Origin of the sequence: Methanotorris formicicus Mc-S-70 (assembly GCF_000243455.1) — an archaeon.
In the GTDB taxonomy this organism is placed as follows: Archaea; AGJL01; Methanococci; order Methanococcales; family Methanococcaceae; genus Methanotorris; species Methanotorris formicicus.
The window spans coordinates 25,743-39,692 of record NZ_AGJL01000013.1 but is presented as its reverse complement, the minus strand read 5'-3'; the positions used below and the strand labels follow the sequence as shown (position 1 = coordinate 39,692).

Here is a 13,950-nt window from a genome sequence, read left to right as displayed (position 1 = left end):
GTTGGGAATGCCATAATCTCTTTATGTAAAGAAACTGGTTTATTGTTAATCTAAGTATTTAAATGTATTTGCGAAAGTCCTATTTTATTTACTAATGATTTTAAGTCTATCTTATAAAGATTAATAGCACCATGCATCTCAACAATATCACTATGGCTTATTTCTACATCATCACTTATGTTTATGAACTCACAAATCTTATCAATAGCATTTTTAATATTTCCTTTATCTATAATTTCTTTAATACTCCATATGGGTACCCTATTTCATCTATTTTTTCCCTGATTTTCCATTTTATATCATTCAAACTTTCTGCATCAGATATATTGAAAACATCTTGTAATGTTTCAATTAACTTTTCTTCTTCTTCAGTTCCAAATCTAACTTTTAATTTATCTCTATCTTTACCACTTTCCCAATATTTAAATAAACTTATAACTTTATCTTTCATCTTATGTTTCTCTATAGATTTCCCACTACCCACTTCATATAACCTACCTATATAATACCTCATTATATATGCCATAATTACCATACTTACAGTATTCTTATATAATCCATAAGGTTTTTTACGTAAGAATCTTAGAGTATCTCCTAAATGTATAATAGAACTTTTTTCTTTTTCCATATTAAGGGTTTTCTCAACTTCCTCACAAATTTTGACAACAGGATGTTCATCATTAACATAGTCCAGTAATTTTAAGTCTAGACCTACTATCCAGTTCCCATATTCATCTTTTAGAATATATTTTAGTAGCTTATGCTCTCCTTTTAATCTTTCTTCAAAGTCATCTCTATTATCTGCAAACAGTATGTGTTCAATAACTTTGTTAGATGAACGCCTCCAAAGGTTCTCATTTCTAGTAATCCATTCAATATTCTCCAAACCACACCAAAATATTTCTTTTGATAGTTCATTTATTCGACTAGATATTTGTGAAGCCTCTTCCTTATTATCAGAAGGTTCTAAAAACCAGTGAATATAACCACTTCTTATCTTAGATATCCAGTTATCAATAATTTTCTTAGCATATTCTTCATATCTAGCTTCATCTTCTTTAAAACTATGATTTTTAGCAACTTCAGCTCTTGCTTTATATTCAATCCAATCGTTAAAGTTTTTTTCTGACAACTCTGCTTCAGAAACAATATATATTATGTCTTTAAATTCACTATTCTCCCAAATTTCTTTGATAAGATTTTTGATATATGTTATTTCTTCTTCATTTTTAGCTACAAAAAAAGCTATATGCAAAGTATAATCTTTTTTAAATACCTTAGATAATCTATTTATCAATACTTGTTTGCTAATATCTGAACCAAATATTTCAATTTCAGTTTCTCTTAGAACATTATCAAATAATCTCCTTAGTTTATCCTTATCATCTGGTGATAATATATCCACAACTGACTTATAACGTTCTTTTAATTCTTTTTTTTCTCCTTCAACTTCTTTCAAAGGTAATGACGATGTAGATATAATATATTCATCATTTGGGCTTCTTTGGATAATACCCATTTCGTCTAAATAATTCAAAACTTTTTCAACATCTTCATAATATTCTGTTCCAATAAACATGTTTTTTATATTCTTAATATTTGGCAGCAATAATGAATTTTCTTCTATTTCATCAATTCTAATAGTGCTATATAAAACATTCAATAATAATATGGCTTTAAATATTGCTTCATATTCAGAACATTTATTTTTTAATTTTTCATTATGAAGTTTATATTTTTCTAATATTTGTCCAAATTTTTCATAGTACTCATTTTCAAATATATCTTTAAAGTAATCCCATAAATAATCACTTGTTAAGAAATATCCTCCATTTTCTGTTGGATTTTCCATTATAAATTTCTTAAAACCATGATTATCATCATACAAAAACTGAAATACACTTCTGTTTGCAGACCCTAAAGTTCTTGCAATATATGTTGAAAGATATGAAGAATATGGATGAATTGGGAATAAATTCTCAATAATTTTTTTAATTTCTTGATTTTCACCAGCTATCTTTTTAATTAATTTTCTGACACCATCAGTGATTTTTTCATTTTTCAACTGTTCTCGCTTATTTTTATCAATTTTTCTAATCGCTGACTCTAATATATGATAAGTGGTTATTGGTTCCATTTCATAGTGAAGTTCAATAAATCTATCCTTAATTTTTTTGATGTCATCTTCACTCAATTTACTTGATGTTAATGATGTTCTATGGCTTACAACGAGTAAGAAAATATTATAATCTTTTGAAAGTTCTGCAATACTTTGAACTTCTGTTAATGCATCCAAACCCTTTTCCAAAACATTTGTAAATTCATCCCAATATATTATTAAATAACTAATACCCTTATTTTTCAGTTCTTCACTTACTTCTATAAGCCACTCTCTTATATTTTTAAATGCAGGAGGATTTAATCCTTTTTCTATCCATGCATTTTCCAATATTCTTAATATTTCTACATCATTTTCTTCCAATTTCTTTATTAATCTTTCTTTATTCCCTATTCTTATCTTCAATTCTTTATTCTCTTTAATCCATGAATCAAAATCTATATTAGCAGGATTTTCTTTTAAATGATACAACATAACTTCAAAATCACTTTTTGTTGTTATTTCAATACCCTCTTTTTTTAGAGCTTCTTTTATATGTTTTTGTAAAACAATTGTAAATGACCTACTATCTGTTATATTCGATAAACCTTTGATAATTACTGGAAATGCCTTATTATTTTTTCTAAAATTCCTTAATCTTTCTCTTAAATGAACATTTTCTATTCTTTCCAAAAAATCATTAATATCTTCATCCCACAATAAATGTTTAATAACACTTGTCATGTGTGTTTTTCCAGTTCCATAAGTCCCTTGAATAAGAAATGATTTCCTATCTTTTCTTTCAGATGACTCTATGCTGTTTAAGACTTCTTTTAAAACCATATAAAACTTTGAATTTGGAATAAATCTTTTCCATTCATCTCTTCCTTCTTTTTCTAAATCATAAACAGGAGAAAACGACTCATACAATCCAATAATATCCTTATATTTTAATGCCACACCCCTCACCCCCTCACAATCATATCTACGATATCAATAGATTTAATATAATCTTTCAATCTAATATTATCCAACCCAGCAACTAAATCAACACTAATCAAATCTTTTTCTTGTAAATATCTTAATGTATTTTCTAATCTCTCTCTTGAAACCCCAAATAAATTGTATGGACTACCCCAGTCCTCTTCGTATAGTTGCGATACTGTAAATTCTGTGATATTTCTTTCTTCCCCTATTTTATACAAAATGTATCCAATAACTAATGGGTGAATTTCGTTAGTTCCAATCTTAGAGACATGTCTTTTATTACCTTTTTTTTCAACTACACCAACTTTTAGTTCCTTTCCTAATGGTGTAGTTTCGAACATATTTACCAATGAAGTAATTCCACTTGAAATTGTTCTTTCTGATAAATTATCAAAAGAATTTGCAACCATGTCTTTTAGTTCGTTAGTGGTATATGTCTTTCCATGAGGAACATTTAACACATATCAATTAACAACAGACGAATTATAGAACAAATTTGTCCATATAATTTCCCATGCAATTTTTTCGTTAGTATTTATTATTTTTGATAGTTTTTTGGATAATTCCGTAGCTTTCTTTGATTTTGAGTTATCCACTAATTCACTATCCCTCAACCATGCAATCATTGCATCTACTTGCTTATTCCCTAAGTTATTATTGCTATGCCATTCATCTAATTTATTTAAGTAATCCCTTAGCCAGTGTCCCCTCATACCGAAAGTTAGATATTTTCCAAATCCCGAAAGTTTTTTCATATTTTCACCTTTTCTTATCCATAAAGATTTAGTCATTAGACAACCTTTATCTATGAAATTTATACAGTTTCCACAATGGTTGCATAGATTTTCGTTTATGCTTACTTTTGGGATAGTAACTAATGCCCCCGTAGGACATTCTACCTCACATGCCCCACAATGAATACAGTATGTAGATTTGTAAATTGCTTTTTTTATTTTACTTATTATACTTACATTTCCATATATATTTTTCAATTTAACTATCTGTTTGTTATAATTATTTCTCATTATAAAATGTATAGAACTACTTCCAACTTTTATTTCTCCAATTATATTATCATCTTTATATTTATATATTATATTCCCCACAATTTTTACCCATTCTAAAAAGTTACTTCTCGGGTTAGTCATTACTGCTATTAAATCATCATCTTTTTCAATAAAATCTGCTCTTACACCATTACACTCTACACCCTCTCCCCCAGCTCTTTTTTTCCACTGCCCTTCTTTAATATATTTTGTTATTCCTTTACCCCTCAATCCCAACAACTTTGCATGTTCCTTTAATACTTTTAGATATTCATTCACAATTTCAGGATATATTTTCTTTAGTAAATATTCTGACCATGGGGATGAAAATGGACATATACAACAACCAACTCTTGTTAAACCATATCTATAAAGCTTATTTATTGGTAAATTTTTTGAAAATAAATATAAGAACACTTCTGTTGTATTCCACTGATTTATAACTTCTGCATTAGTTTGGAAATGCTTTACATTACTAATTCTCTCATGCTTACTCCTATTAACACTTTCTTCTGCTCTAACTCCAGTAAATGTTAATATCTTTGGAGAACTTTTTTTGGTAATTTCTCTTATTTTTCTAATAAATGGGGCAGTTTTAAAAACTGATGAACACCATCTTAAAAATCTACTTGGCGGTCCAAACCATCTCCACAATGATGAAGCATCCTTATCAATGTCATCAACAATATAAAATTGAAAACTTTCATATTTCTCTTCGTATAATCTTTTAGTTTCGTAAATTATTTCATAAGTAGGAGGTAATTCCATCTTAGTATCTGTAAATATAACTACATATTCACTTGGAGGTAGTGCTTTACTAACCAGATCTAATACTACCTGAGAATCTTTTCCGCTACTATACGCTACTGCAAAACAATCAATGTCATTTTTTTTTGTTTTATATGTATATCTAATAAAATCAACTGCCTCATTTTCAATATCAAATAATGGTTTAGAGTTTTTCTTAATAATTCTCCCGATATCAACTGGCTCCAGCATTAAGTCTTTTTTATAGATTTTTATTTCTGGCTCATCAAAGAGATTTCCTCCAATTATTTCTGCCACTAATTCACCCTCATAATAGTATTTCCTCCCAGAAGCCCAAAGTATAGGATTTTCTGATTTTGGATATTTCCAATATTTATTAAATCCAAATAAGTCTAATTCCTCATAAAAAACAGGCCTTGGTGGGTTGTTTATCATTTCTTCGTCAGATAGTTTATCAGACAATATTACTCCATTATTTTCTATATCCCATCCTACTTTGTACATAAGTATCCCCCATTATTTGTTTAGAATCTTCTCAATCCTCTTTCTTAGCTCATAATTACCAACTTTCCTAGCCATTTTTAAAATTGAATCAAACTCTTCCTCAAAATTCATCAAAATCCTCTCATCAATCCTATGGATTTTTAAATTTATCAAAAACAATGCCTCATAATCAAAAGATGATTTAAACCCCTTCCTTTCAATAAATTCCTTAATTAACTCCAACATCTCAATTAATTTGTTTATTTTATTTATCTGTTTTTCTGAGAGTTTCCTCCTTTTTCTTCCTTTTAGTTTTAATTCAATTTCATTCTTTATCTCATAACTACCAACTTTCAAAGCAATTTTTGATATGCTCCTAACTTCGCTATCAAAATCCATCATTATCTCTTCATCCAACCTCAAAATTTTTAGGTTTATGAGATTTAATGCATCCCTATCCTCCATTGATTTATAAGGCTTTTTTTCAATATACTGCTTTAAAAATTCCAGTGTTTCTATTAGTTCCTTTATTTTTCTTTTTTGAGATTTAGTTAATCTTTCTGGTTTTTCTCCAACTAAAAATAACTCAATCTCCCTCTTCATTTCATAACTTCCAATTCTCTTCGCAATTTCTAAAATTTTGTTTGCAATTGGCAATAAGTCCTCATCTAAAACCTTCCCACTCTCTAAAAATTTTAAAGTTAAGATTATGTTAGTTTTTTCATCACTCCCCTCCGCCGCATAAGGTCTAAGCATTTCCAAAATGTTTATAAATTCTTCAATTATCCTCCTCTTTTCTGATTCATCCATCAAAATCCCCAAAAATTAAATAATTATTCTAAATTCTTAAATGCCTCTTCAATTGCATTTATTGTTTTCTCTATAACCTCATCATCATGCTTTATTGATGTAAAGCAACACTCAAACTGTGAAGGTGGAATAAAAACACCATTCTCCAACAAGTTCCAGAAGTATTTCATAAACAAATCTGTATTACTTTGCTTTGCTATCTCATAATTTAAAACTTCTTTATCATTGAAGTAAATTTGGAACATTGAAGCGATGTTATAAACTTTTGCTGGGATGTTGTATTTCTCACTAACCTCCCTCAAATAATTTGCAACTTTTTCAGCAGTCTTTGTTGTTTCTTTGTAGAATCTATCATCTAACTGTTTGAGTGTCTCAATTCCAGCGGTTATTGATATTGGGTTTCCATTGAATGTTCCTGCTTGGTATATCGGACCACTTGGTGACATCATCTCCATAATCTCCTTTTTACCAACAATTGCACCAATTGGGAATCCCCCTCCCAATATCTTACCAAGTGTTGCCAAATCTGGAACTACATCAAAATACTCTTGAGCCCCACCTCTTGCCAACCTAAATCCCGTTATTACCTCATCAAATATCAATAAAATTCCATTTTCCTCAGTTATTTCCCTCAAAAATTCCAAATAACCTTCCTTTGGCAATATACATCCAACATTACCCATAACCGGTTCAACCATCAAACATGCAATCTCATCCTTATTTTCTTTTATTGATTTTTCTATTGCCTCTTCATCATTGAAAGGCACTAAGATTGTGTTTTTTGTTGTCTCCTCTGGAATCCCTGGAGAGTTTGGAGTTCCATGAGTTAATGCCCCACTTCCACTTTTAACCAAAACATAGTCATGTGCCCCATGGTAAGCACCATCAAATTTAATAACCTTCTTTTTTCCAGTGACACCTCTTGCCAATCTTATCGCTGACATTGTTGCCTCTGTTCCTGAGTTAACAAACCTAACCATCTCAGCACAAGGAATCCTATCTACAACCTCTTTTGCTAAGATTATCTCTTTCTCTGTTGGGCATCCGTAGGCGGTTCCCAACTCAAGTTGTTCCTTAACTGCATTTATTATTGCCTCATTTGCATGCCCCAAAACCATCGGCCCATAAGCAAGGCAATAGTCAATATATTTATTCCCATCAACATCAAACAAATAGCAATCTTTCGCCTTCTCAACAAAGAATGGGAATGGCTTAAAGTATCTCACTGGGCTATTGACTCCTTTAACAAGATATTTTTGTGCCTCTTCAAATAATGCCTTTGATTTTTCAAGTTCGGAGCATAGCGAAGAGTTGTAAAAATCTCTGATTTTTGCTCTATTCATAATATCCCTCCAATCAAAACAAATATTTAAATTACCCCATTAAACTTCAACACCCAAAATACAGCCCAAACAAAGAAAAATGGGACTACTCCACTCCCAAACCATTGTTTTTGGTTCATACTTTCTCTACCAAATAATATAGCAGTTATATGCCCAGTTATCAATAAGGCAACAATCATAAAAATAAATGCAACTATCCCACTAAGTGAGCCCAATCCTACAGTATAAACGTAGTTGGTCAAATACCCTGCAACTGCTCCACCTATGGCATGGATTACAGCAACTTTTCCTTCCAAATCAATCATCATAACACCTATTCTTTTGTTAAGTCCTCAATAATGTATAAAGTTATTTTCTCCTTTGGTCTTTTTGAATCGCTAAAAGAATAATCAACTACAACCTCAACATCATCATTTGCATAAAACTCTCTACTATTTAAAAGTTTATCCCCAACCTCTAACAAAAATGCAAACTTTCTTTTTGTTTTTAATGAGCCCTTATCAATGGTTATTTCTTCTTTTCTGCATTTTGGTTTTATTATGGAATAGTGCATAATATCCCCAAATTAAAAATTTTAATTGAAATAGGCATATTACTCATTATATGCCTTCTCCAATGGTGGAACAACCTGCTTCTTCCTTGACATTACTCCCTCTAAGAACACGCTATTTCCTTCAACTTTAACATTAAATGCCTTCTCAAATACCTCCTTATTACCCACAACCAATGCCTCACTACCCTCTTTCATGATGTCGGTAATTAGAAATAAAATTAAATCATACCCTTCATTCTTCAACTTCTCCTCCAACAACTTGTATATCTCCTCTTTCTTATCCTCAACCTCACTTACATCAATAACCTCAACTTGCCCAATTCCAACTTTCTTGCCATTGAACTCAAAGTCCTTGTAGTCCATTGTTATTATCTCTTCTGGTTTCATTTTTCCTACTACTGACTTTGCCTTTAAAATTTCCATTCCGAATGCATCAATATCTTCTATATTTGCAATCTCTGCCAATTTTTTTGCCATTTCTTTATCTAAGTCAGTTGTTGTTGGTGATTTGAACAATACAGTATCTGATATTATCGCAGAGAGTAAAAGCCCTGCCAAATCTGGGGTTAATTCTTTATTTTTTCCTCCAATTAAATCCATGGCATTTTTGAAGTAGAGTTCTGCTATCACTGTTGCTGTGCTTCCAACTGGTTTTGCGTAGTATAAGATTGGCTCTGATGTTGTTGTTCCTATCTTGTGGTGGTCAATAACCCCTACCAATTTCCCCTTCTCTAAATCATCCAAACTTTGGGATTTTTCTGAGTGGTCAACTAATACAATCTCCTTCCCCTCTGCAGATGTAATGAGTTCTGGCTCCATTACTCCAAATTTCCTCAATACAAATTCTGTCTCTGGATTAAGGTTCCCTTGTCTTGCTGGATATGCATCTAAGAAATGTGCCAAAACTATTGCTGAGCAAATACTATCAGTATCTGGGTTTTTGTGTCCTACAACATAGAGCATCCTATCACCTTTTCATTTTTTCTTTGCATAAATCTAATTATTATTTTTGATTTTAATAATTTAGCATTCCTAACATTTATATATCCCGATGTCCATATATTACATAACCCTCAATAAAACCGACCCATATGGAGCATATCCATAGCGGTTGCGATGATAGCGGGTTCGATATTGAGGGCACAACTGTTTTAAGCAAACCCTTCGGGCGCGTCGTGGAAGAGGGAATTTCCCAATGAAGATGACCACGATACAGCAAGGGTTTGCACATTTTAAACCCCCGATAGGGTTAGCCCCTCGACTGGGCAATGCCTGCGGATGATAAGGGGTGTTAATATCGGGGGACAACTCAAATGTTAATGTTTATTTTATGTGCCATTTTATTGATTTATTTAAATTCATAGATTAAAAGGATAAAATCGGTTGTTTGCGTTAAATATTGGAAAAATACTTCAATAAATTTAAGAAAGATTGCGACTTATTTTAAAATTTAAGACAAATACAACATTTAAGAATTTCGAAGCATATAAATAAATTTAGTAAAATTCGCAAATAACTATAAATCAAAATAAAAAATATAAAACCCATTAAAAAATTGGTGATGCAATGAAAACCATATACTTCGCAACTGGAAATCCAAATAAAGTTAAAGAGGCAAATATTATTTTGAAGAATTTAGAGGATATAAAAATTGAGCAAATAAAAATGCCCTATCCAGAACTTCAGGGGACTTTAGAGGAGGTTGCAGAATTTGGGGCAAAATATGTCTATGAAAAAATAAAAAAGCCCGTTATTGTTGAGGATAGTGGATTTTTTGTTGAGGCATTGAATAACTTCCCTGGAACTTATTCAAAATATGTTCAAGAGACAATAGGAAATGAAGGCATTTTAAAGTTGTTGGAGGATAAAGAAAATAGAAATGCCTACTTTAAGACAGTTATTGGATATTGCGATGAGAATGGAGTTAAATTATTTAAAGGGATTGTTAAAGGAAGAGTTTCAGATGAGATAAGAAGCAAAGGATATGGATTTGCCTATGACAGCATATTTATTCCAGAAGGTGAAGATAGGACTTTTGCAGAGATGACAACAGAAGAAAAAAGTGAAATATCTCACAGAAAGAGAGCATTTGAAGAATTTAAAAAGTTTCTATTGGATAGGATTTAAATAGTTTTTAATGATTTCTTCAAGTTTTCCATCTTCATCTTTTAAATAAATATTAAAAAATAGTTTTGATTTTGGAATTAACACAATATACTCTATTTCTCTATTATTTAATTTCCTCTTTTTTGTTTTATACCCTTTAAAGAACTTCCAAGGTAAGACAAGGTAGTAGTTTAAGAATGGTTTTAAAGTATTAAATATTTTGATATATATTGCAATTCCTTCTTTATAAATCTCAACAGTTCCAGACGCTGGGTTGATTTTATCATAGACAATGGCAATCAGTAAAAATATTGATAGAATTAAGGTAATCTCGTGATGGGGTTTATTTATGGTAATTAAAATATAAAATCCAAAAACTAAGAAAATTATTTCTTCCACTAATATAAAAATCCATCTACTTTTATTCATTCCTAAATCTGTTTTTGTTATGTAATGCCACTCTTTTCTTATTTTTTCGTATTTTTTATACAAAATATAATCCAAAATGCTGTATTCATTAAAAATTATTAACAACGCTATCAAATAAGGAGTGAAAAATAAAATTATTATGAATAAAATTAACTCCAAAGTTTCCATCTTTTCCCCTACATTTATTTAAAGTATTTCTTTAAATAATACCTAAATATCTTTATTACTAAACCAATTAGTATCCACCCATACATTGAGATTGGAATGGTTATTAAAGGACTATAATAAATACTTCCTCCTGCATTTTTAGGAACAATAAATTTAACATAAACAAATAATGGAAATGCCAAGATATTAAATAACCAATTTGGAATTTCAAACTGCAAAAATGGAATAATCAAACCAAATATTGCCAAGAATAATAAAAATTTATCTTTTCTTATAATACACAAAGTAAATAAAATCATCCCAAAAATCAAAACTAAAACTAAAATAAACCATCTTACAACCTTATCGTTGTATTCTTTAATCTCTTCCTGCATCTTCCAATAATCCTCACTTTGGATAAAGTCCAATGAATTATAATTATCTTTTTCTTTAGATAGTTTAAAAATTCTTTCAAAATTTTTACCATTAAACTTGTATAAATAATAATCATTACTTGATAAGTTAATGCCTATTAAAACAATCTCTCTTCCATTGAATCCAAATTCTATTGGATTTATGTTAACATCTACCTCAACAACCTTATTATTTTTTAAATTAATTTTTTCAATACCTAAGATAAATCCATCAATTTCATAAGTATTGTTGCATATCTTTTCCAAATCATCCTTTGATAAATTTTTAACGGTAGTTCCCATCAAATAGATAAATATATAACTATATGATTATAGATTACTACAAAAAAATAGTTGGAGGTAATAACATCGTAGATAAATCTAAAATTCCGAGAATTAAGCGTTTAATAAATCTTATGCGAGCTAAGTTTTACCTAATAGTCGTCAAATACAAATCGCCATACACACGCAGAGAGAAAATATCTCTCTTAGACTTAATAATCTTTTCGGTTCTTTGTATGATATACTTTTCGGGAGTTTATAAGAGGGATTATGAAATACTAATCGAATATTTAGGACTATTTACAAAAATTAGATATAACAAGATTGTTGAACGAATAAATAGATATGAACAACTTTTATTCGAGATTCAAAAGACTTTCCTAAACAAAAATTGTTTATTATTCATAGATACAATCCCAATTGAAACGAAAAAATCCGTAAGGAAGGGAAGACATGAAAAAATTGGATACTCGGAACTTATTAAAAAAACGGCAGTGTTGGATATAACCCATCGAAAAGACTGTGGTATTATGGATACAAAGCAACTTATATTACCGATGGGTTGTATCTAATGTTGATATCCATAAATCCTGCAAATCAGCATGATTTGGACATTCTAAAAGAAAATTTTAGAGGGTTTGTTCGGGAATTTATGAACTGCAGTATAATCGGAGACAAAGGATATATAGATAAGGGCTTCGAAAACTTATTAAGGCAGGGGAAAGTTTATTTCGAAGCGATAAAAAGAAATTAGGCAAACTCTTCGAGTTTGCTACTCGCTTGCTACCGCAAGCGAAAACATGATTAAATCGTTTATAGAGAGAACAAAGTATAAAATATTGAATAAGTTGAGAAAAAGCATTGAGACCAACTTCTCAAAGTTAGTTGCGATGTTTTCTAAGCATATTCACGCTGTAAGCAAGAAAGGGCTGAGTGTTAAGCTCTTACTCTTCACAATCGCTTATAATCTTAAAGTGTTAGATGAAGTTAATTCAATTAAATAAATATTTAAATTTGTGATGGGAATTACGGTTAATATTAGATATTTCATTGATTTTAGTGCGAATGATTTAAATAATATTTTTTATTATATATGTGGTGCATTGAACATTGGGTATTGGTGATAGTAATGTTAGGAGATTGGAGAAGAACACACTACTCATCCCAAATCACACCAGAAATGGATGGAGAAGAAGTTACAATAATGGGATGGGCTCATGCAATAAGAAAATTGGGAAAGTTAATATTTATTATATTGAGGGATAGAGAAGGAACAATACAGGTTGTAGTTCCAAAGCAGAAAGTTGGAGAAGAGATATTTAAAAAAGCAAGGGAGATTGGAAAAGAAGATGTGATTGCAATAAAAGGGAAGGTTGTAGCAAATGAAAAAGCACCATCAGGATTTGAAATCCTTCCAATTGAGATAAGAATATTGAATAAAGCAGCAACTCCTCTCCCATTAGACCCAGCAGAGAAAGTTTCAGCAGATATTGACACAAGATTGGATAACAGATTTTTAGATTTGAGAAGACCAAAAATACAGGCAATATTCAAAATTAGGAGCGAGATGTTAAAATCAGTTAGAAAGACATTTTACGAGAATGGTTTTGTTGAAGTAAACACTCCAAAACTTGTGGCAAGTTGTACAGAAGGAGGAACAGAGTTATTCCCAATTTCTTACTTTGAAAAAGAGGCATTTTTAGGGCAGAGTCCGCAGTTATATAAGCAGATGTTAATGGGAACTGGACTCGATAGAGTATTTGAGATAGGATCAATATTTAGAGCGGAAGAACACAACACAAGAAGACACTTAAACGAGGCGGTATCTATTGATGTTGAGATGGCATTTTGTGATGATAGGGATGCTATGGAGATGCTTGAAAAAGTTGTCTATAATGCATTTATGGATATTTATGAAAATAGAAAGAAGGAATTGGAGTTATTGGGCGTTGATTTGGAAGTTCCAAATGAGAGATTTGATAGATTAACCTACGATGAGGCAATAGATATTGCAAATGCAAAGGGTGTTGAATTGGAGTGGGGAGATGATTTGTCAAGGGCAGCAGAAAAGGCAATTGGAGAAGAGATGGGAGGCCTCTACTTTATAGTTGATTGGCCAACTGAAACAAGACCATTCTACACAATGCCAAATGAAAAAGACCCAAAAATATGTAAAGCATTTGATTTGATGTATAAGGATTTGGAGATTTCATCAGGGGCTCAGAGGATACACTTGTATGATTTGTTGGTTGAGAGAATAAAAAATCAGGGATTGAACCCAGAGGGCTTTGGTTCCTACTTAGAGGCATTTAAATATGGAATGCCGCCACATGCTGGTTGGGGTCTTGGAGCAGATAGGTTTACAATGGTTCTAACAGGACAAGAAAACATAAGAGAGTGTGTAATGTTCCCAAGAGACAGGCAAAGATTGACACCATAAAAATAATATATAAATAAATTTTAAATAAAATAATTATTTTATTTT

General features: G+C 30.7%; 15 protein-coding genes. 5 read left to right on the top strand and 10 right to left on the bottom strand.

Going from position 1 to position 13,950, the window contains the following annotated elements; all coding sequences use genetic code 11:
• Positions 1–229 precede the first annotated feature (229 nt).
• The 8 genes from METFODRAFT_RS03505 to METFODRAFT_RS03475 are packed head-to-tail and all read right to left on the bottom strand — an operon-like array spanning position 230 to position 9,051.
• Complete coding sequence (locus METFODRAFT_RS03505; protein WP_007044156.1) at positions 230–3,058, bottom strand: DUF6079 family protein; 2,829 nt, start codon at positions 3,056–3,058, stop codon at positions 230–232.
• A gap of 5 nt (positions 3,059–3,063) precedes the next feature.
• Positions 3,064–3,546 carry a DUF4007 family protein gene (locus METFODRAFT_RS09685; RefSeq protein ID WP_007044155.1) on the bottom strand — a complete coding sequence of 161 codons (483 nt, stop codon included), beginning with the start codon at positions 3,544–3,546 and terminating at the stop codon, positions 3,064–3,066.
• 3 nt (positions 3,547–3,549) lie between these two features.
• Complete coding sequence (locus tag METFODRAFT_RS03500; RefSeq protein ID WP_007044154.1) at positions 3,550–5,403, bottom strand: phosphoadenosine phosphosulfate reductase domain-containing protein; 1,854 nt, start codon at positions 5,401–5,403, stop codon at positions 3,550–3,552.
• 12 nt (positions 5,404–5,415) lie between these two features.
• Positions 5,416–6,192, bottom strand: a complete 777-nt coding sequence (locus tag METFODRAFT_RS03495) for a hypothetical protein (RefSeq protein WP_007044153.1) — start codon at positions 6,190–6,192, stop codon at positions 5,416–5,418.
• Between the two features lie 23 nt (positions 6,193–6,215).
• The gene (gene hemL, locus METFODRAFT_RS03490) at positions 6,216–7,535 is read right to left on the bottom strand and encodes a glutamate-1-semialdehyde 2,1-aminomutase (RefSeq protein ID WP_007044152.1); all 1,320 of its coding nucleotides are present in this window, start codon (positions 7,533–7,535) and stop codon (positions 6,216–6,218) included.
• Between the two features lie 26 nt (positions 7,536–7,561).
• Positions 7,562–7,837 carry an EMC6-like membrane protein gene (locus METFODRAFT_RS03485; RefSeq protein WP_048115479.1) on the bottom strand — a complete coding sequence of 92 codons (276 nt, stop codon included), beginning with the start codon at positions 7,835–7,837 and terminating at the stop codon, positions 7,562–7,564.
• A gap of 11 nt (positions 7,838–7,848) precedes the next feature.
• Positions 7,849–8,088, bottom strand: coding sequence for a hypothetical protein (locus METFODRAFT_RS03480; protein ID WP_007044150.1), 240 nt, complete (start codon positions 8,086–8,088; stop codon positions 7,849–7,851).
• 39 nt (positions 8,089–8,127) lie between these two features.
• A complete protein-coding gene (locus tag METFODRAFT_RS03475) occupies positions 8,128–9,051 on the bottom strand; it encodes a manganese-dependent inorganic pyrophosphatase (protein WP_007044149.1) in 924 nt (307 codons plus the stop codon).
• Positions 9,052–9,654: 603 nt separating this feature from the next.
• Here METFODRAFT_RS03475 and METFODRAFT_RS03470 point away from each other — a divergent pair.
• On the top strand, positions 9,655–10,215 hold the full coding sequence (locus METFODRAFT_RS03470; RefSeq protein WP_007044148.1) for an XTP/dITP diphosphatase: 561 nt from the start codon (positions 9,655–9,657) through the stop codon (positions 10,213–10,215).
• Here the strand turns inward: METFODRAFT_RS03470 and METFODRAFT_RS03465 are convergent.
• Complete coding sequence (locus tag METFODRAFT_RS03465) at positions 10,198–10,791, bottom strand: hypothetical protein (protein ID WP_007044147.1); 594 nt, start codon at positions 10,789–10,791, stop codon at positions 10,198–10,200. The genes METFODRAFT_RS03470 and METFODRAFT_RS03465 overlap by 18 nt on opposite strands.
• 14 nt (positions 10,792–10,805) lie before the next feature.
• Positions 10,806–11,450 carry a hypothetical protein gene (locus METFODRAFT_RS03460; protein WP_141564050.1) on the bottom strand — a complete coding sequence of 215 codons (645 nt, stop codon included), beginning with the start codon at positions 11,448–11,450 and terminating at the stop codon, positions 10,806–10,808.
• Between the two features lie 251 nt (positions 11,451–11,701).
• On the opposite strand from METFODRAFT_RS03460, the gene METFODRAFT_RS11400 reads away from it, so the two are divergent.
• The 4 genes from METFODRAFT_RS11400 (at position 11,702) to aspS (ending at position 13,905) form a co-directional block, all read left to right on the top strand.
• Positions 11,702–12,037, top strand: a complete 336-nt coding sequence (locus METFODRAFT_RS11400) for a hypothetical protein (protein ID WP_245528854.1) — start codon at positions 11,702–11,704, stop codon at positions 12,035–12,037.
• On the top strand, positions 11,986–12,219 hold the full coding sequence (locus METFODRAFT_RS03450) for a transposase (RefSeq protein ID WP_083820820.1): 234 nt from the start codon (positions 11,986–11,988) through the stop codon (positions 12,217–12,219). Before METFODRAFT_RS11400 ends, METFODRAFT_RS03450 begins: the two co-directional genes overlap by 52 nt.
• Before the next feature lie 46 nt (positions 12,220–12,265).
• Positions 12,266–12,469, top strand: a complete 204-nt coding sequence (locus tag METFODRAFT_RS09945) for a hypothetical protein (RefSeq protein WP_007043585.1) — start codon at positions 12,266–12,268, stop codon at positions 12,467–12,469.
• A 125-nt stretch (positions 12,470–12,594) separates the two neighbouring features.
• Positions 12,595–13,905 (top strand): aspartate--tRNA(Asn) ligase, encoded by a 1,311-nt coding sequence (gene aspS, locus METFODRAFT_RS03445; protein ID WP_048115462.1) that lies wholly within the window; start codon positions 12,595–12,597, stop codon positions 13,903–13,905.
• Positions 13,906–13,950: the final 45 nt, after the last annotated feature.

What these genes read in the sequence shown, in the direction of transcription:
- METFODRAFT_RS03500 (WP_007044154.1), bottom strand. Translation starts at nt 5,403, where the DNA reads ATGTACAAAGTAGGATGGGATATAGAAAATAATGGAGTAATATTGTCT.
- METFODRAFT_RS03495 (WP_007044153.1), bottom strand. Translation starts at nt 6,192, where the DNA reads ATGGATGAATCAGAAAAGAGGAGGATAATTGAAGAATTTATAAACATT.
- hemL (WP_007044152.1), bottom strand. Translation starts at nt 7,535, where the DNA reads ATGAATAGAGCAAAAATCAGAGATTTTTACAACTCTTCGCTATGCTCC.
- METFODRAFT_RS03480 (WP_007044150.1), bottom strand. Translation starts at nt 8,088, where the DNA reads ATGCACTATTCCATAATAAAACCAAAATGCAGAAAAGAAGAAATAACC.
- METFODRAFT_RS03475 (WP_007044149.1), bottom strand. Translation starts at nt 9,051, where the DNA reads ATGCTCTATGTTGTAGGACACAAAAACCCAGATACTGATAGTATTTGC.
- METFODRAFT_RS03470 (WP_007044148.1), top strand. Translation starts at nt 9,655, where the DNA reads ATGAAAACCATATACTTCGCAACTGGAAATCCAAATAAAGTTAAAGAG.
- METFODRAFT_RS03465 (WP_007044147.1), bottom strand. Translation starts at nt 10,791, where the DNA reads ATGGAAACTTTGGAGTTAATTTTATTCATAATAATTTTATTTTTCACT.
- METFODRAFT_RS11400 (WP_245528854.1), top strand. Translation starts at nt 11,702, where the DNA reads ATGATATACTTTTCGGGAGTTTATAAGAGGGATTATGAAATACTAATC.
- METFODRAFT_RS09945 (WP_007043585.1), top strand. Translation starts at nt 12,266, where the DNA reads ATGATTAAATCGTTTATAGAGAGAACAAAGTATAAAATATTGAATAAG.
- aspS (WP_048115462.1), top strand. Translation starts at nt 12,595, where the DNA reads ATGTTAGGAGATTGGAGAAGAACACACTACTCATCCCAAATCACACCA.